A 17,902-nucleotide genomic window follows, 5' to 3' on the forward strand; every position below is an offset into this window, starting at 1 on the left:
ATGAAGAAAGTATAACAAAAAACGGCGGAAAATTCAATCGGTTTTTTCCGCCTGAGCAATAAGTTCCCGCGCATTGTTTCTCGTAGTTTCGGTGATTTCGGAACCGCCGAGGATGCGGGCGAGTTCGTCCACCCTGCCCTCGCTGTCCAATTCGGAAACCGTCGTGCGCGTATCGGTTTGGTTTTCGGACTTTTCAATTAACATATGGCTGTCAGCATAAGCGGCAATCTGCGCAAGGTGCGTCACACAGATGATCTGTCGGTTTTTTGAGACCTGCTTGATTTTGATGCCGATTTTCGCGGCAGTTTTACCGCTGACGCCTGCGTCGATCTCGTCGAAAATCAAAGTCGGGATATCGTCGTGAGAAGATAAAACGCTCTTAATGGCCAGCATGATGCGGGAGAGTTCGCCGCCCGAAGCGATTTTGGAGATGGACTTGGGCGGTTCGCCGATATTCGCGGAAATCAGAAATACAACTTCATCGTATCCCATACTCGAGAGTGGGACTTTTTCGAATACCGCCGTTAATTTGACGTTCGGCATCTGTAAAAAGGCCAATTCCTTGGCAACCGCGCTCATAAAACGATCGGCGGATGCACGGCGCTTTTCGGAAAGCGTTTTTGCTTTTGTAAAGGCAATCTGCTTTGCACGTTCAAATTCTTCTTTAAGCTTCTGGGTTTGGAAATCGCTGTCGCATAAAACGTCATATTCCGCTTTCAACTGAGCAAGTTTGGCTAACATGACTTTCTCATCGTCACCGAATTTACGGCGCAGTTTGTCCAGTATGCTCAGGCGGTCTTCAATCTCGGCCTGCCGCCCGGGATTAAAGTTGAGCCCGTCAGCCAGATCGGATAAATCAAATGAGATCTCCTGCAGAATGATCGAGACCTCGTTAAGCCGCTTGGAAAGTGCTCCGGCGTTTTCGCAGTATTTAGCCGTCGTATCCAGTTCCCTGGCACTCTCAATAAGGGATGCGCGTACGCCGTCGGTGTTGGTGTTTCCGTCAATGAGGTTTCGGGTGTTTTCAACGGCTCCGAGAACCTTTTCGGCGTGAAGAACTAACTGTCTTTCGGCCTCCAACGCTTCAATTTCGCCCTCTTTGAGATGTGCGGATTCTAGTTCGCCGATTTGATATTTCAAGATGTCGAGCCGCTCTTCGCGGTCGTTGATGTTTTGCATTAACTTTTCAAGCTCTGTTTTAATGTGTTTTAACTCTATGTATGCCGCTTGATAATCGGCGAACGCGTCGGAATATTCCCCGAGCGAATCTAAAATTTCAAGATGGGTATCTTCATCGAGCAGCTTTTGATTATCGTGTTGGCCGTGGATGTTGATCAGGTGGTTGCCGAGTTCTTGTAAAAACTGTGCGGTCGCGGGGCGGCTGTTGATTCGTGCCGTGCTTTTTCCACCAACTTGAATTTCTCGCGAGAGAATCAAATCTCCCTCTTCGGTCTCATATCCGTTTTCATCGAGCAGCTTGAGCACATTGGGTGAGAGCACGGAAAAGGTCGCGCTGACATAGGCCTTCTGAGCACCGTAGCGCACAAGGTCCTTTGAAGTTCTCTGTCCCAAAATCGCATTAACCGAATCGATCAATACCGATTTTCCCGCACCGGTCTCGCCGGTCAGCACCGTGAATCCCGCTTTGAAATCCACATCCGCCGATTTGATGACCGCGACGTTTTCGATATAGAGTTTTGTCAGCATATAAACCGCCTTCTCAAGGTGTTATTCGCTGATGATTCGAAGTATATGTGCGCTGAAATCCTCCGCCTGCTGAGGCGTTTTGAACAGAATGAAGATCGTGTCGTCGCCTGCGATTGTGCCGACAATATCGTTTCTGGCTACATCCATTGCAGCACAGATGGCATTCGCTGTTCCGCTCAGGCATCGGATCACGCAAATATTGCCCGCAAAGTCGGAGGTGATGGCGTTTTGCTCGCACATGGAAATAAAACGTGATTCCGGCTCATTCAAATTGCTGCGTGTTCCGACGCTGTAGCGGTATTTGCCGTTGCTTGTGGTGACTTTAACAAGCTTCAACTCTTTGATATCTCGAGAAACTGTGGCCTGGGTTACGTTATAACCCGAATCATTGAGCATTTTCAACAAATCATCCTGGGTTTGAATTTCTTTTGAAGCGATCAACTCAAGAATTCTCTCCTGACGCTTGTTTTTCATCTCGATCTTCCTTCCTTTTTGTATACTAGACCTTTATTCACTGATCTTTTCACGGAATACATCAAAAAAGTTCTTATCTTTTAAAGTGATAAATTTCACGGTTTTATCAGAATTTTTGATATGCAAAATGTCATCCTTTTCGAATATGATGCCCTCTTCCCCGTCAACAGTCAAAAAAACGTCCCCTCGGCGGACTTTTGAGGTTAGTTCTACCGGCGATGAAAAAACGAGAGTTCTTCCGGAAAAAGAGTGCGGACAAACCGGCGTCAATGATATGCAGTCGATGAGGGGATCGATCACGGGGCCGCCGGCGGAAAACGCATATGCAGTGGAGCCTGTCGGTGTTGAGAAGATCGTGCCGTCTCCTTTGATCTTCATCACGGTTCTCCCGTCGCAAAAGACTTCGATCTCTACAGTTTTTGCAATATTGCCGCTGCCGAGCACAGCGTCGTTAAGAGCAAAATATTCTTTGATTCCATTCTTATTTTCATGTAATACCGAAAGCATCCGGCGCTTCAATATGTTGTAATTTCCGGTAACGACCCGATCAAGCAGATCGAGTTCCGAGGCTTCAATTGACGCTAAGTACCCCATCCGCCCGCAGTTAACGGAAAGTACCGGTTTGCCATACTGCGCAGCGTGTTTTGCTGCATGAAGCATAACGCCATCACCTCCGACCGCAGCGACGATGTCACAGCTTGCGATCATTCCGTAAAAATCACCGGTATAGACGCAGATATCGCCATAACCCCGGTACTTATCAAACATCACAATTTCAACGCCTTTTGATTTTAAAAAAAGGCATATTTTGGTTACCGCAGGAATGCTTGAATCGCAAACGATGGACGGCAGCATGGCGATTTTCATGTGACATCATCCTTTCCTTTGTTGTGAGCTTCTTCAACAACTCTTTCAATGGTTCGATCTATGCCGGTAAGTTCGGCACCCATGACTCTAAGATACAATAAAAATTCAATATTCCCATCCCCTCCCGTTATGGGGGAATAAGTGAGCCCGCAGACCGAAAATCCACTTTTTTGTGCTCTGTTTACTGCATTTTTCAAAACACTCAGATGTACTTTAGGGTCTTTAACGATTCCGTTTTTTCCGATATGGCTCTTTCCCGCTTCGAACTGTGGCTTTATCAGTATAACAGCCCCGGCATCATCTTTCAACACTTCTCGAAATTTGTCGAATAAAATCGTCACAGATATGAAAGAGAGGTCCGCCGTCAGAAAGTCCACTTTTCCATTGAACAATTTTACATCTAATTCCTTTGCATTAACACCCTCCAAAGATACTATGCGCTGATCGGATCCGATCGAAGGTGCGAGCTGGTTATGGCCAACGTCGACTGCGTAAATTTTCTTAATACCCTCTTGCAGCATGCAGTCGCAGAATCCGCCGGTGCTTGCGCCGATATCCGCAGCGGTGAGTCCTGTGACGTCGATTTGAAAAGCATCAAGGGCAGCTTTGAGCTTGTATCCTCCTCTGCCGACGAATTCGATTCTACCCTCGCATATGATTTCGCTGTCCTCGGCGAGTTCCTGGGACGGTTTTGCAACAATTTTCCCGTTTGCATATGCATTCCCTGATTTGATCAATTCCTGTGCCTTTTGACGGCTCGGAGCAAATCCTTTTTGAATCAATAAAACATCAGCTCTCATCCCGCGTCACCGCTGTCTAACGTTTCTATAAGCCGACGACGAATGCTTTCCTCATCAAGGCCGAATCGTTTCAGCTGGCTTGAAATGCTGGCATGGGTGACAAAACCGTCTGGAACACAGATTTGTTGAAAATTGCCCCGAAAACCCTGCTGCTGCATTTGCCACAAAAACTCTTCACCGACTGAGCCCGCGTGAACAGCTTCTTCGAAAAACAGTATTTGCGAATAATTCAGGGCTTTATCAATCGCCTCTTCCTCGATGGGTTTTATCCGCACCAGTTTTATTGCTGTGGCGATTCCCCGGCATGCGTTGATCACATTGACGCCGACTCGGCCATAACCGATTGCGAGAAGGCTGTTTTTGCGCAATTCTTCTTCGTGCTCGTTGATTTTTTGAATGCCTCTGGGATAGCGAATGACCACCGGCCCTGAGATATCAACCGCCTGTTTCAGGCAATATTGCAATTCGCTGAAATCCGAGGGCGAATAAACCGTAAATCCGGGTATGCTGTTAAAATAAGCGACGTCGAACAGGCCTTGATGCGTCTCCCCATCGACTCCGACCAATCCCGCTCTGTCGATGCAAAAAATAACATGCAGACCGGCGATTGCGACATCATGAATGAGTTGGTCGTATCCCCGCTGCAGGAAAGTCGAATAAACCGCCAATACAGGAATCATACCGCCGGCGGCGAGTCCCGCGCAAAATGTGACTGCATGTTGTTCCGCAATTCCGACATCATAAAAACGGTCGGGATATTTTTTCGAAAATTCCAGAAGCCCTGTTCCGGTGCACATCGAAGCCGTGACTGCGCAGATGCGGTTGTCTTTACCGGCGAGCTGGCAGACGGTTTCGCCAAAAGCGGCGGAAAAGTCCAACTGGGGCGGTTTAATCGCAGCACCGTTTTCAATGATAAACGGCGCAGTCGAATGGTATTTAGTAGGATTGTCTTCCGCAACCGTAAAGCCTTTTCCCTTTATAGTTATGCAATGTACTACAACCGAGGCATCGAGTTTTTTTGCACGTTCGAAAACGGTTAAAAGCTGATCGACGTCGTGCCCGTCCACAGGTCCGATGTATTTGAGGCCAAAATCCGAAAAAATGGTGCTGCGTGTGATGATGCGTTTAAAAAAATCTCTGGTATGCACCGCGAATTTGAATAATCCTTTACCAATCAAAGGGACTCCTTTTAAAAAGCGTTCCACAAAATCCTTGAAATTGAAATAACTGCGCCTTGATGTCAAAGCTGCAAGGTGTTTGGCCATCCCGCCGATGTTTTTAGATATCGACATCTCGTTGTCATTGATAACAATTACGACTTTGTTCGCCGACTGTGCCGCGTTGTTGAGTGCTTCGTAAAAAACCCCACCGGTCATTGCACCATCTCCGATGACAGCAACCACCTGCCCACTCTCACCGCGAAGATGTTTGGCAGCCGATAAACCGAGTGCGGAAGAAAGAGCCGTGCTGCTGTGGCCGGTGACAACCGCATCATATTTGCTCTCAGTCGGGCGCATAAAGCCGGAAATGCCGTCTTCTTTTCGCAGGGTGCAAAAGCGTTCTTTTCTGCCGGTGAGCAGTTTATGGGTATAGCACTGGTGTCCGACATCGAAAATGATACGATCTTCTTGATTGCAAAACACCTTTTCAAGGCAGCAGGTTAATTCGATTGTACCCAAATTTGAAGCCAGATGACCCCCGTTCTTCGAGACGACTTCCATGATCTCACTGCGGATTTCGCCGCACAAATCCTCAAGCTGCTTTTTATTAAGCGGCTTTAGATCGGATGGGCTGTTAATTTTTGATAGAATTCCTTCGGGCAGCATATTTATTACATTTTCCTTATCATTTATTCCGGGTAAGCAGAAAGTTTGCGAGGTCGCCGAGAAAATCGTTTTGAAGCATCTTAGCGGCTTTGATGGCCTTCTCAGCCAGTTCACCCGTAATTTTCTTCGCTTTTTCAAGACCAAGTTCACTAACAAATGTGGATTTATTATGACTGCAGTCCCCGTTTGTCGGTTTACCAAGTAACCTCTCATTTCCGCAGACGTCCAATATATCGTCTGTCATTTGAAACATACGGCCTAAATTTTCACAGTACTCGTCAGCTAGACGGAGCGTTTTTCCGCCTCCGCCCGATGCGATAACGCCGATTCTGCCTGCCGCTTTAATGATTGCCCCCGTCTTTTTGCTTTGCAGTAAAGTCAACTCGTCGATATTCAAGCTCTTTCCCTCGCTCTCCAGGTCGAGGTTCTGGCCGCCCACCATACCATTGATCCCGGATGCAATTAAAAGTTCTTTTAAACAAATTAATGCTGTCTCTACCGGAATTTTAGAATAATTTGTATGGTTCAAAATAGTCTCAATGGCGTAATTCAACAAACCGTCTCCGGCCAATAATGCCTGCCACTCGCCAAATTGCTTGTGAGTCGAAGGCTTTCCGCGCCGAAGGTCACTGTTGTCCATACAGGGTAAATCGTCGTGGATAAGCGAATAGGAATGGATATACTCCAAAGCTGCGGCGAAAGGATAAATCAAGTCTTCGTCATTTCTATTAAGTTTGAAAAACTCGATCATCAACAGCGGACGCAGCCTTTTCCCGCCGTTTCCCACACTATATAACATGGCGTCAACAGTTGTTTTATTAAACCTTTCCGGCTTGGGAAGATAACTTAATACTGCCCGATCTGCCTTTTCCGTTCTAATTTTTAAATCCCTGATAAATCTATCTTCTGTCATTGTACTGCTCCAGTTTTGCTATACGTTCTTTGGCTGATTCGAGCGCTTCTTTGCACGCAACGGCAAGTTTTGCACCTTCCTCGTAGAGCGAGACGCCCTTATCAAGAGTTATATTGCCCTCAGAAAGCAATTTATTGATTTCTTCGAGACGTACTAAAGCTTCTTCGAAGTTGAATTTTCTTTCGCTCATTTTTTATAACCGTCCCTTTGTTTATAAAAGAGAGTTTTTATCTGATCTTACCCGGCACGGCACTTCACCGTCATAAAATTTCAGATCAAATTCTTTCTTTCTCCGAAGTTCTTTTGCGTTTTGAACCGCCGTGCCGTCCGAAAATGCGATGGAATATCCGCGCAGCAGCGTTGAAATAGGCGACAAGGCCTCAAGTTTTTCACATTGTCTAATCCACTGCTGCTGTTTGACAATTAATAATGCTTTCAAAGCAGCGTTTAAGTCAATGCTTGTCCTGCATTCATAATCGTCAATCAATGCATAAACCAGTCTCGTTGTCTCCGATGAAACCGTTTCAACGATGCGATAAATCTCACGCCAATCGGGAAAAACAAGTTCGGCTGCTGCGGTAGGGGTTGCGGCGCGAAATGAGGCCGCCATATCGCACAGTGTGTAATCAATATCATGGCCGACAGCGCTGACGACCGGAATCTTGCTCGAAGCGACTGTGCGTACCAACTCTTCGTCGTTGAAAATCCAAAGGTCTTCATCCGAGCCGCCGCCGCGAGTTAACAAAATTACTTCGGGATCGGAATTTTGCAGCTTATTAAGAGCGGCACGGATTTGTGAAACCGCTTGATCCCCCTGAACCGCTGCCGGAACCAATTCGAGGTCACAGAGCGGCCAACGGCGTTTCCAGACCGAGACGACATCGTGATAAGCGGCTCCAGAAGCCGAGGTGATCACCGCCGCTTTATTCGGATATTTCGGCAGTGGCAGTTTTTTTGACTCATCAAACATATGTTCGGCATTCAGTTTTTTAAAGAGTTTTTTTAACGCTTCTTTGGCTGCACCTGTACCGTTCGGGGCGATATTTTCAACATAGATTTGGCAGTTGGAGTCTCGCTCAAACAGTGAAATTCTGCCGCTTACAATAACCGCAAGCCCATCACAAGGCGCAAACATCAATCTTTTTGATGCCGGAGCAAACATCACGCATTTAATGGTACTGTTTCTGTCTTTAAGAGTAAAATAGAGATGTCCTGTTTTAAAATGCTGTGTGAAGTTTGAAATTTCGCCGGTCACGAAGATATTTCGAAGCAGATCATCGCTGTCCAAGACGGCTTTGAGATAGGAGTTTAGTTGTGTAACAGTTAAAGTAATACTCACAGAACACCCTCCTTCATAGCGGTTAGAACAGCGGTTCCGACTGCGTTGTCGGTACATAACTCAACCGGAGCAAACAGAGCCCGCTCGCAAACGAGTTTTTCCCGAATGAGAGTATTAGCCGCTACGCCACCGCAATAAACAATTTTTGCGTCCTCATTAGTTTTCGTCAATTCTTTCGACAACTGCGCAACACTTGAACCGATATAGTCCAGACAAAACCTCGCAATATCTTCCGGACGCTCTTTATTATACAATTCTCTGCATAAATTTTCAAGACCGGACAAACAGATCCTGCCGTCTTTGATCGGCGCTTTCCTATTGAAAGTACGACTGCTTTTTAAAGCGAGCTTTTCAAGCACCGGCCCGCAGGGGAATTTAAAACCGAGCATTACACCTATCCGATCGATTGCCTGCCCTGCGCTGATATCCGCGGTGCCCCCGATGAGCTCGCAGGAGATGATTTTATCCTTATCCGGACGAACAAAAACGCACTCGAGCGTGCCGCCGGATAGATGAAACGCATAAAATTTTTCTGATAAAAGCGACAGTATGTCCAATCCGAAAACAGCGGCAGCGATATGCCCCGCCTGATGTGAAAAGGCATGCAACGGCACCCCGAGAACCGAAGCCATTGACTTTGCCATCGCTTCGCCGACTTTAAAACACGGCATATAAGAGCCGTTACAGTCTCTCGGCGCAGAGCTATACCCAATTGCATCAATGTTTGAAATGACTCCGAGTTTTTCAATCACTGCGGGTAAGTGCTTTATATGCAAAAATACCGCATCGCTTTGGCGTAAACCTTTATCGCCCTCTTTGACCGGTAGTAAAAGCCGGCTTTGAACAATACCGTTTCGGTTTGTTTCAAAGCCGCTTCTGAGTATTGCGGCAGAGGTTGTGTAATTGCTGGTATCAAATGCCAATATTGAATCGGTCTTATTTTTCATCTTGTTTGGTTTCGACGGGTACTTCCTTCTCGCTTTTATCAGCGCGAGAAATCGAGCCGAGAATACCGTTGATAAATTTAGTGTCTTCGGGCAGCGAATACTTTTTCGATAATTCAACTGCTTCGTTGATCGCAACTTCCACGGGAATATTCCCGAATTTAAACTCGTAAATACAGCAGAGTAAAATCGCATGGGCGACCTTGGAAATGCGTTTCAAAGTCCAGTCTTTCAGATTTTCAGAGATATACTTATCTATTTCCGCTCGGTTTACGGCGACACCTTTTGCTAATTCAAACGAGTAATCATCATATTTGAACTCTCGATGCTCCCTCGCCAATTCAACGATGGATTCGACAGTCTCTTCGGTAAAGGATTGTTCAAATACAATCAAAAATCCGGCTTCTCTGGATTCTTTTCGGTTCATACTAAAATCTTTCTTTCCGACTTGTTTATTTTTTCATTTTATTACAAAAACAGCCGCTTTTGCGTGGTCATTATACCACAGAAAAGCGGCTATATCAATCAAAATTCTCACTTCACCCTGAAAATTCGATATTTAAACGTAGAGAGAATGTGATTTCGGAATAAACAGATAGAAAAATATAACAAGTGCTTTTACTTCATTTCGATGATTCTTATATTTTCGACGTCTGCACCGCTTTCTGTGACAGTGATATCTTGAATCTGCGCCGCCTGAGCTGCGGTTAAACCATCTTCTCCCGCCGCCACCACAACACTGACAGTTCCGTCATTGATGTAGGCCATGCAGTCGGCAAAGCCCTTTGCCATTACGAGATTTTCGATTCGCCCCTCAGCTTCGATATTATCAGCCATGACCAACACCGATTGAGCCACGGTCATTTTGACATCTTCATCGGTAGCGTTATTAATCGTATCTTGCATTGTTTGAATCGCTTCATCCCGCGTCTTCTGGCGTGAAAGGCGGGCGGTTGTAAAATACTTCTCGGCATTTTCTGTCAGAATGCCTTCTACACCTTCAATGTTGGTGTTCCCGACGTCAATGATATCGCTCAGATTGGTTGCGCCGGTTGTATCGGTTAAAGGCGCTTGATTGCCGAATACCCAGCTGAGATATACCGTCACTCCCAACGCCACCACCAAGGCCGCCAGAATAATCTGCCGCTTTCCGTTTTTCATTGAAAATTGCCTCCTATTCGCTGCTCATTTTTGTGATGTAGATTTGATTGTAGCCGATATTGAAAGCCGCGGACACGATCTCGGTGATTTTGGCAACCGTTTTGATGTCGTCTCCGCCGTCGCAGAGAATCACGACACCCCTGATCTTGGGTTCTGCGGCCGCCGTGACGGCACTCGTGTTCAAGCCGGCGTTCGTCTGCAGCGTGATGACCACATCGATGCGGCCGACACCGTCGACTCGGCTGAGCAAGTCACTAACTTTATGCTCGAGTGTCTGCGTATATTCCGAGAAAGTATCGGTCTGCGCATTTTCCGAAGCCGTTTTTATTACTTCGGAGAACACAAGCAGGATCACTGCTGCCACCAACAAGATAATGACGGTTGTTTGCAGCTTTTTATTTTTTCCGAAGCTCTCCGTGAATTTATCTATGACAAACAAATATATCACCTCAATCCGATAAGATAATCTGCGTTTCGAGTCCGAAGTTTTCTTTGATGCAGTTCTCGATTAAAATAAACGCCGTCGATTGCGATCGGCTGATTTCCACCACCGCTTTGGGATTTTCGCTTTTCACATCCACTGTCACGCTTTTTGCCTTTACACCTGCGGAGGTTAGTTTTTTCATAATCAAAAACTCCACGCCGCCGTTTAATTCACCGTAGGAATATTCGGCAGGTGAACTTGTGAGTTTCGGCACTTTGAAATCGACTTTCGGCAGTTTTGCGCCGATCAACGGCAAACAAAAACACAGACAAAACAACAAGCAGCAGGCAAACTTCATGATCCGTTCGGTGCGTTTGGTGGGCGAGAGCAATTGAATGATCGAGCAAAAAATCCCTCCGGCGCAAAGGCCGATAACCCAGTTTCTCAACATATATTTATATGCCTCCGTAGGTCTTCATCATGACCGTAATTCCCACAATAAAGACGAGTGCTGTCAAAACCATGGTCGCAATCACAATCGACAGCATATCGCCGAGGGTTTTCAGCAGCTTTGCGACACCTTTTTGATCGGTTGAGGACGCCAATGCGGAACAAAGTCCCACAGCCAATTTCCAAAGCGCAACTGTGACGATCTCCGGCAAAAAACACAGAATCACGGCGGCAACACCGAAAAAACCGAAGGTGTTTTTAATGACAGAAAAGCACGAGACTACCGAGGAAACCGCATCCGATAACCCGCCGCCCACAAGGGGTACCGAGCCCGAGACCAGCATCTTCAACGTTCGGATTGTCACGGAGTCGGCAGCGGTGGTCAGATAGGATTTCAAGGACATCAATCCGACCAAAACCGTGACTGCGGCACCGAGCAGCCATACGACCAACCCTTTAAAAAATCCCGACAGTTTTTCGAGATCGGCGCTGTCTGTGATGCCGCTGACCACGCCGAATGCCGCAAAGATTCCGCAAACCGGAAGCACGGCAGTCCTGACAAGCCAAACAACGATTTCAGCTGCAGCAAGCAAGGTTGCGGCTGAGACCGTGGCTGAGATCGGCTGCCCTGAAGCGGACACCGCTGCCGTAAACACCGGAACAAATCCGGTCATAAAAACCGATGCTTCTTCAATTTGCCTGAACGATTTTGTGAGTTGACTGACGAGCGGAATTAAAATCGCCGAAGCCGCCGCAACGACGGCAAAATACTGATATGCTTTTTCGAATCCCGGACGATTTTCAAGCCGCAATCCGTTCATCATCTGCCCGATCAATAAAACCGCGCATACAGCAAAACCGGCGGCAAGCGGAGCGGGATAACTTTTCTTTGTCAAAGCCAAAATGATATCGGCTATGCTCCCGGGTTGGAGCTCCATAAATTCCGTGGGATTGATTTCGCCGAGCCCCATTTGATCAAGCAGCGCTTTTGTCTGGTCGTCGGGCATCTGCTCGACCTCATCCGCTCCGAATTCGGTCAGCTGCTCGTCAACCAGTTGGTTATATTCCTCATCAGTCAGAGCATTAGCCGTAAAGCAAAATATACTTACGGCGATTAAGAGGCTTAAAGCAAACGCTGCCTCCCACTTTTTTCGTCTACTTGTGATTAATTTCATACCAGCAGTTTTTTCACCACTTCCACAATCTCACCGATTAAGGGAATACAAAGCAGAACGATGGCAATTTTTCCGGCGAGTTCGATGTTTGAAGCAAGGGAATTTTGACCGGCGTCAGTGCAACTGTCACAGGAAAGCCCGACTAAAATGCTGATACCGAGCGCTTTTGTGACTGCGGAAAAAAATTCGGTAGGAATACCGCTTTGAGTAGCCAATGTCTCCAACGCTTTTACAATCGGATTAATTTTTGAGAGCAGATATAACAGTAAAATTACTGAAAATCCGATGGCTAATGCGGCGCTGAATTCGGGCTTGTACTGTTTTAGAATCACACAAATTACCGCTGTTGCCATGCCGAGCAGCGCAACCGTGATGATGTCGATACTCATAAACCGAACAGTGATTTGATCGTGCGGAAAAGATTGCTGATTTCATAGACGATCATCGTCAGCACCACGATCAGACCCGCCAGCGTGGTCAGCATCGCCTGTTCTTCGCGCCCGGAACGCGTGAGAATTTGATGGAGCACCGCTACGATAATGCCGATTGCCGCAACCTTGAAAATAAAGTTGATGTCCAGCATTGAATTCCCTTCCCGTTTATAATCTTAAACCGTTTTATGTAGTTATAATATTAAAATGGCTGCGGCAATCCCGATCAGAACGCCGAGTTTTTGATAAAGCCCCGCTAAATTTCCACGGTCGTGTTTGTATTCATCGAGTAAAACACCGCATTTTTCCAGTAATTGTTCGCATAATTCAATCTGCGTCTGTGCGTCACTGCGCCCTAAAAACCCGCCTAATTTTAAAAATAGCTCTCGGTCTTTTTTTAATAAATATTCCGGCAGTTCAGATATCGCAGCTGCCAAAGCGGCTGAGGGATCGGAATGTTTGGACATAATCTTCCATTTTGAAAAAAAGATGCCGAGATGCGTCAGGTGAAGCTGTTCGATTCGGTTGAAAATTACATCTGTGGAAGCATTTTCGTAGTGCAGCAGACCTTTTATTTCAATCAGAACGCGTTGTAACTCCTCCAGAGCGGATTTTCGCTTTTTCAGGCGGGCCGCCTGTGAAAACCCGATCAAAATTGACGCGAAACAAACCATAAGCGCTGCAGCAAGCCGCATTTAACTCACCGCTTCCGTGTTGACACATTCAAACCGATAACCGCTTTGGCCATATCCGTACAGGAGAACCGCTTTGGAAAACACTCGGTTTTCAGATAAAATGCGAATTTGCGGTTTCGACAGCAATTCCTCGGCGCTTCCCGCGTGAATCGAGGCATACACCGCGACGCCGCTGTTAACGGCTTCTGTCAGGGCAATTACCTCGGCGGCGGTGCCGATCTCATCACAGAGCACCGCTTCTGGGCGGAGATTGCGCACCGCGAGTAAGATGGCCTCTGCTTTTGGCATTCCGCGAATGACATCGCAGCAAACCCCTTCCGGCGAGAGCTCCCCGCGTTCGTCGGCTGCTGTAACTGCGAAAAATCTTCCGTATCGGGCGCTAGATAGCGCATTCGCCATGTCCCGAAGAAGCGTCGTCTTCCCGGTTCCGGGCGCTCCTGCGATTAAAAGCGAACGGAGCGTGTCCGAATTCGAGGCCAAAAAATGAGATTTCAACTGGTCGGCGACCCCTACGAGGTTTCTTGCGATGCGAAGGCGGATGGTTGAAATTTCGTTGAAGTTGATGATTTTCCCCGCCGCGTCTTTGACCGCGTTTCCGCAGATGCCAGCGCGGTGTCCGCCTTTGACCGTGATATAACCTTGCAAAAGTTGGTCGCGGTGGGTCTGAACAGAATAATCGCAAAGCCGTAAAAGACATTCTTCCATTTCAGCGGCGGTGGGTTTATACAATTGAAAAGCGGTATCTGCGCACAGATTACCGGTCTTCCCAAAAAATACAGTCTCGCATTCGCTGTTAACACAAAAACAACGATCTTTGCGCAATGTGATCTCGGTCGCACGGTATCGCTGAGTATGTCCGACAGCGGAAAGCATTCGGTAAAACGGCTCTCCGAGCGCCGCCGATGCGCTTTCAAAGGCATCCGTGTTCCCCACCTCCGTTTCAACAAAGCGTATGCTTGTCTCACGGTTGATATGCGCTTTATTTTTTAACCGGAATATGATAGAATTTACCTATCAAGTAACGGAGGCGGCGTTTTATGGAAAATAAAATCATCTTATATTACGGCGGAACCCATGCCATGGACGTCGCAGTTTGCGGAATTGCGGACGCCTATTCCCTTTCCGGGAAGAAAGTGCTCTACACCGATTTCTCAAACTCCGGAAAGTATAATACTTTTACAGGCATCGATAACCCGAAATTGCGGGTCTTTCAGCCCTCGCATCCGACCGGTCAGAATTATGCCGAGATGACTGATGAAAAGCGGCGTATTGCGCTGCTTGACAACACCGATTATTTCGAGACAGCAACAAATAAAGCCGTTTTCGGCGGCTTTGATTTGGTAATATTCGATGGGATCTCCGACGCAACCGCGTTCGGTGTGCTGTATGAAGGAATTTTAACCGACTGGCTGACTGCCAGGCCGGAACATCTCGATGTGCTGGTCACGGGAACATACGCGAGTGCCAAAATGGCTGATCTTTCGAATGAGATTTATAACTTCACAAGAGTAAAATAACCTTTTAATCGGGAATCACTAGTTCTTTCAAATATGGAATCACTTTATAGACATCGCCGCAGCCGAACGTCATAACCAAATCGTCGGGTTCGGCATTTTCTTTGATTGCCTTAGCCGCAGACTCGAAATCGTCGGCTAAGACGCAGTTTTTAATCTTTACGGCCAAATCCGAAGACGAAATACCGTAGGTGTTGATTTCTCTTGCACCCATGATCGGCAGCAAAATGGTCTGATCGGCCATGTTCAGGGAGTCGGCGAGTCCGTCGAGCATCAGTTTAGTACGTGAAAAAGTCACAGGCTGAAATACCGCGATAATACGCTTGTGTCCGGTCAGTTTTGCGGCGTTGATTGTGGCAGCGAGCTCTGTGGGATTGTGCGCGTAGTCATCGGCGAGTGTAAAGCCGTTAAACTTTCCAATCATCTCAAAACGCCTGCCAGCTCCGTGAAACTCATTGACCGCTTGAATTGCCGCTTGAAGTTCGACTCCGCACTGATCGGCAGCAGCAAGTACCCCGAGGGAGTTCATCACATTATGCTTTCCGGGGATTTTTAATTCGATATTTCCGGCAGTCACTCCGTCGATATCAAACTCATAGGAGAAATACGGACCGTTTTCAATAATGTTTTTGGCTTGATAGCGACATCCGGCGGTGGTTCCGAACAAAACCACGTCGGTTTTGCAAAATTCCACTGCTTTCAGCGTGTTTTTGTCGTCGCCGTTGGCGATGACCATCTTTTTAGTCTGATTAGCGAACTGTGCAAACGATTTAATGATGTTGTCGAGGTTTTTAAAATATTCGAGATGATCCTCGTCGACATTCAAAATCAACGAATAAGCCGGATAGATATTCAAGAATGTGTCGCGGAACTCGTCGGCTTCGCAGGTCATGAATTCGCTTTCCCCGACCCTGCCGCTGCCGCCGATTGAGGCCAGTTTCCCGCCGATGACCGCTGACGGGTCTTTTCCGGCTTTGAGAAAAACCTCGGTCAGCATGGAAGTCGAAGTGGTTTTTCCGTGCGTTCCGCAGACGCCGACTGCCTTTTCATAAGAATTTGCGACGATCCCCAGCAACTGCGCGCGCGTCATCGTCGGTATACCTTTGGCCTTAGCTGTGACAAGTTCCGGGTTATCTTCGAGCAGCGCGGCAGTATAGACGACCAATTCGCAGTCAACGATATTTTCAGGAAAATGCCCGAGCACCACCGGGATACCCATCTTGCGGACGGCGTCTACCGTGGGCGACGGGTTGTTGTCCGAGCCGGTGATTTGATATCCTTCGCTGTATAAAATTTGCGACAGCGGATACATCCCGCTGCCGCCGATACCGATGAAATGAATCTTATGCGCTTTTAACGCATCAAATCTGTAAATCTCACTCACTCCCAAAAATAACATAACCGAGGAAAAACATTGCAATAATTATAGTATACAGACGAACATTTTTCAATATGCACCTGCATTTGATTGCGCCTTTTAATATTCGAATTTACGTATTTTTATAAGTCTTTTGTATTGCAAAAATCTTTCCATTATGGTATTATCAAATACCGTGACAATGATGTCTATGAATTTTTGGAGGGTATATTCATGATTTTTTTTGTGATTAACGCAGGGAGTTCGTCTCTGAAAAGCCAACTGATTGAGATGGATACCCGCAGCGTGCTCGCCGAGATCAATTGCGAACGTATCGGTATCGACGGCCGCATCAAATATAAATTTCCCGACGGCAAAAAATTAGCCATTGAAACTTCCCTGTCCGACCACATGACTACTTTTAAAAAGGTGGTTGAGTTGGTCACTTGCGGCGAAACAAAAGTGATCAATTCGATTAAAGATATCAAAGCGGTTGGCCACCGGATCGTCTTCGGCGGCATGGAGCTGGTGAAATCGGTGCTCGCCGATGATAAAGTCATCGCAACCATCGATAAATATGCGGAATATGCGCCGCTGCACAATCCCGCCGAGGCCAACACCGTGCGTGCCTGCATTCAGATGTTCGGAAAGGATGTCCCCCAGGTCTGTGTGTTCGACACTTCCTTCCATCAGACCATGCCGATGGCACATGCGATTTACGGTATTCCGTATGAATATTACGAAAAATATGCTGTCCGCAAAATGGGCTTTCACGGCATTTCGCACCAATATGTCGCGAACCGCGCAGCTCAGTTGCTCGGTAAGGCCCCTAAAGACACTAAGATCGTCACCTGTCACATCGGCAACGGCGCTTCGATCTGCGCGGTCGACGGCGGCAAATCCGTTGATATTTCAATGGGTTTCGGCACCTGCGACGGCATTCTGATGGGCACCCGCTGCGGCATGATCGACCCTTTGGCGCTGTTTTATATCGCCCAGAAAGAGAAGATGTCGGTGGCCGACCTGAACACGCTGGTCAATAAAAAAAGCGGCTTGCAGGGCGTTTCGGGCATCAGCAGCGACAGCCGCGAGCTTGAAGAAGCGGAACTGGCCGGCAATGAAAGAGCGAAACTTGCAAACGACATCCAACGGTATCACGTCAAAAAGCTGATCGGCTCTTATGCGTTTGAAATGGGCGGTTTGGACGCAGTCGTCTTCACTGCGGGAATCGGCGAACGCTCCCCGATGCTGCGCGCAGGCGCATGCACGGGTTTGGAACGGTTCGGCATCAAGATCGATCCAATTTTAAACGAAAAGATGAACGGTAAAGAAGCCAATATCTCAGCGCCGGACGCCAAGATTCCGGTGTACATCATCCCGACCAACGAGGAACTACAAATCGCATTCGAGATTGAAAAAGTAGCTTTCGGGAAATAAACAATAAATTTGATATGCAAAAGGCGCACCTAAGGTGTGCCTTTTTTATTTTTATTAGTAAATATAAAGTTGTTTTATTTTATATATGACAATTTTCACAGAATTGTTTTTGAAAATCACGCATAAACAAATCAACCTTTTCATGATTTCCGGCTCATCCACTTTTGTCAATTGATGATCTTCGAACAGCCATTGCTCGTGTAGCAATTTATCTTTGTTTTTAATTTTTATAATTCTATGAATTGATACGGGTTGATTGTTTGTAAGCATAAGCCAGCTATATTCAAAAAAGAAAGATACATTTTTCGGCATTCGTTATAAATTTTTGGTACAAATTTAATACATCAAATATCGAATAAAGAAAATTAAGTACTGCGATATTAAATAA

21 protein-coding genes are annotated in these 17,902 nt (G+C 46.8%); 2 read left to right on the forward strand and 19 right to left on the reverse strand.

From position 1 onward, the window contains the following. Positions 1–33: 33 nt before the first annotated feature. The 18 genes from recN to PKH29_07550 form a co-directional block, all read right to left on the reverse strand. A complete protein-coding gene (recN, locus tag PKH29_07465) occupies positions 34–1,707 on the reverse strand; it encodes a DNA repair protein RecN (GenBank protein ID HNX14677.1) in 1,674 nt (557 codons plus the stop codon). A gap of 21 nt (positions 1,708–1,728) precedes the next feature. Further along, complete coding sequence (argR, locus tag PKH29_07470; protein HNX14678.1) at positions 1,729–2,181, reverse strand: arginine repressor; 453 nt, start codon at positions 2,179–2,181, stop codon at positions 1,729–1,731. Positions 2,182–2,214: 33 nt separating this feature from the next. Next, positions 2,215–3,048, reverse strand: coding sequence for an NAD(+)/NADH kinase (locus PKH29_07475; protein ID HNX14679.1), 834 nt, complete (start codon positions 3,046–3,048; stop codon positions 2,215–2,217). Then, positions 3,045–3,848, reverse strand: coding sequence for a TlyA family RNA methyltransferase (locus PKH29_07480; GenBank protein ID HNX14680.1), 804 nt, complete (start codon positions 3,846–3,848; stop codon positions 3,045–3,047). Before PKH29_07480 ends, PKH29_07475 begins: the two co-directional genes overlap by 4 nt. Next, complete coding sequence (gene dxs / locus PKH29_07485; GenBank protein ID HNX14681.1) at positions 3,845–5,674, reverse strand: 1-deoxy-D-xylulose-5-phosphate synthase; 1,830 nt, start codon at positions 5,672–5,674, stop codon at positions 3,845–3,847. The genes PKH29_07480 and dxs overlap by 4 nt, the downstream gene beginning before the upstream one ends. A gap of 19 nt (positions 5,675–5,693) precedes the next feature. Further along, positions 5,694–6,473 (reverse strand): polyprenyl synthetase family protein, encoded by a 780-nt coding sequence (locus PKH29_07490; GenBank protein ID HNX14682.1) that lies wholly within the window; start codon positions 6,471–6,473, stop codon positions 5,694–5,696. 100 nt (positions 6,474–6,573) lie between these two features. Further along, on the reverse strand, positions 6,574–6,777 hold the full coding sequence (xseB, locus tag PKH29_07495) for an exodeoxyribonuclease VII small subunit (protein HNX14683.1): 204 nt from the start codon (positions 6,775–6,777) through the stop codon (positions 6,574–6,576). 21 nt (positions 6,778–6,798) lie between these two features. Next, complete coding sequence (gene xseA, locus PKH29_07500) at positions 6,799–7,926, reverse strand: exodeoxyribonuclease VII large subunit (protein ID HNX14684.1); 1,128 nt, start codon at positions 7,924–7,926, stop codon at positions 6,799–6,801. Next, complete coding sequence (locus PKH29_07505; protein HNX14685.1) at positions 7,923–8,873, reverse strand: peptidase M22; 951 nt, start codon at positions 8,871–8,873, stop codon at positions 7,923–7,925. The genes xseA and PKH29_07505 overlap by 4 nt, the downstream gene beginning before the upstream one ends. Continuing rightward, a complete protein-coding gene (gene nusB / locus PKH29_07510; GenBank protein HNX14686.1) occupies positions 8,863–9,297 on the reverse strand; it encodes a transcription antitermination factor NusB in 435 nt (144 codons plus the stop codon). Before nusB ends, PKH29_07505 begins: the two co-directional genes overlap by 11 nt. 191 nt (positions 9,298–9,488) lie before the next feature. After that, a complete protein-coding gene (locus PKH29_07515; protein ID HNX14687.1) occupies positions 9,489–10,031 on the reverse strand; it encodes a SpoIIIAH-like family protein in 543 nt (180 codons plus the stop codon). 13 nt (positions 10,032–10,044) lie between these two features. Further along, complete coding sequence (locus PKH29_07520) at positions 10,045–10,470, reverse strand: hypothetical protein (GenBank protein ID HNX14688.1); 426 nt, start codon at positions 10,468–10,470, stop codon at positions 10,045–10,047. Between the two features lie 10 nt (positions 10,471–10,480). After that, on the reverse strand, positions 10,481–10,906 hold the full coding sequence (locus PKH29_07525) for a hypothetical protein (protein HNX14689.1): 426 nt from the start codon (positions 10,904–10,906) through the stop codon (positions 10,481–10,483). Between the two features lie 4 nt (positions 10,907–10,910). Then, positions 10,911–12,080 carry a hypothetical protein gene (locus PKH29_07530; protein HNX14690.1) on the reverse strand — a complete coding sequence of 390 codons (1,170 nt, stop codon included), beginning with the start codon at positions 12,078–12,080 and terminating at the stop codon, positions 10,911–10,913. Continuing rightward, positions 12,077–12,469 (reverse strand): SpoIIIAC/SpoIIIAD family protein, encoded by a 393-nt coding sequence (locus PKH29_07535; GenBank protein ID HNX14691.1) that lies wholly within the window; start codon positions 12,467–12,469, stop codon positions 12,077–12,079. Before PKH29_07535 ends, PKH29_07530 begins: the two co-directional genes overlap by 4 nt. Then, positions 12,466–12,660, reverse strand: a complete 195-nt coding sequence (gene spoIIIAC, locus PKH29_07540; protein HNX14692.1) for a stage III sporulation protein AC — start codon at positions 12,658–12,660, stop codon at positions 12,466–12,468. Before spoIIIAC ends, PKH29_07535 begins: the two co-directional genes overlap by 4 nt. Positions 12,661–12,705: 45 nt before the next feature. Further along, positions 12,706–13,206: a stage III sporulation protein AB gene (locus PKH29_07545; protein ID HNX14693.1), complete on the reverse strand. Its 501-nt coding sequence runs from the start codon at positions 13,204–13,206 to the stop codon at positions 12,706–12,708. Then, positions 13,207–14,139, reverse strand: a complete 933-nt coding sequence (locus PKH29_07550; protein HNX14694.1) for an ATPase, T2SS/T4P/T4SS family — start codon at positions 14,137–14,139, stop codon at positions 13,207–13,209. 104 nt (positions 14,140–14,243) lie between these two features. Between PKH29_07550 and PKH29_07555 the strand changes: the two genes are divergently transcribed. Beyond that, entirely contained in the window at positions 14,244–14,723 is a 480-nt protein-coding gene (locus PKH29_07555) for a cob(I)yrinic acid a,c-diamide adenosyltransferase (GenBank protein HNX14695.1), read from the forward strand. A 4-nt stretch (positions 14,724–14,727) separates the two neighbouring features. Here the strand turns inward: PKH29_07555 and murC are convergent, their stop codons facing one another. Then, a complete protein-coding gene (gene murC / locus PKH29_07560; protein ID HNX14696.1) occupies positions 14,728–16,119 on the reverse strand; it encodes a UDP-N-acetylmuramate--L-alanine ligase in 1,392 nt (463 codons plus the stop codon). 192 nt (positions 16,120–16,311) lie between these two features. Between murC and PKH29_07565 the strand changes: the two genes are divergently transcribed. After that, on the forward strand, positions 16,312–17,514 hold the full coding sequence (locus PKH29_07565) for an acetate kinase (GenBank protein ID HNX14697.1): 1,203 nt from the start codon (positions 16,312–16,314) through the stop codon (positions 17,512–17,514). Positions 17,515–17,902 lie beyond the last annotated feature (388 nt).

The organism is Oscillospiraceae bacterium, from assembly GCA_035353335.1.
In the GTDB taxonomy this organism is placed as follows: domain Bacteria; phylum Bacillota; class Clostridia; order Oscillospirales; family JAKOTC01; genus DAOPZJ01.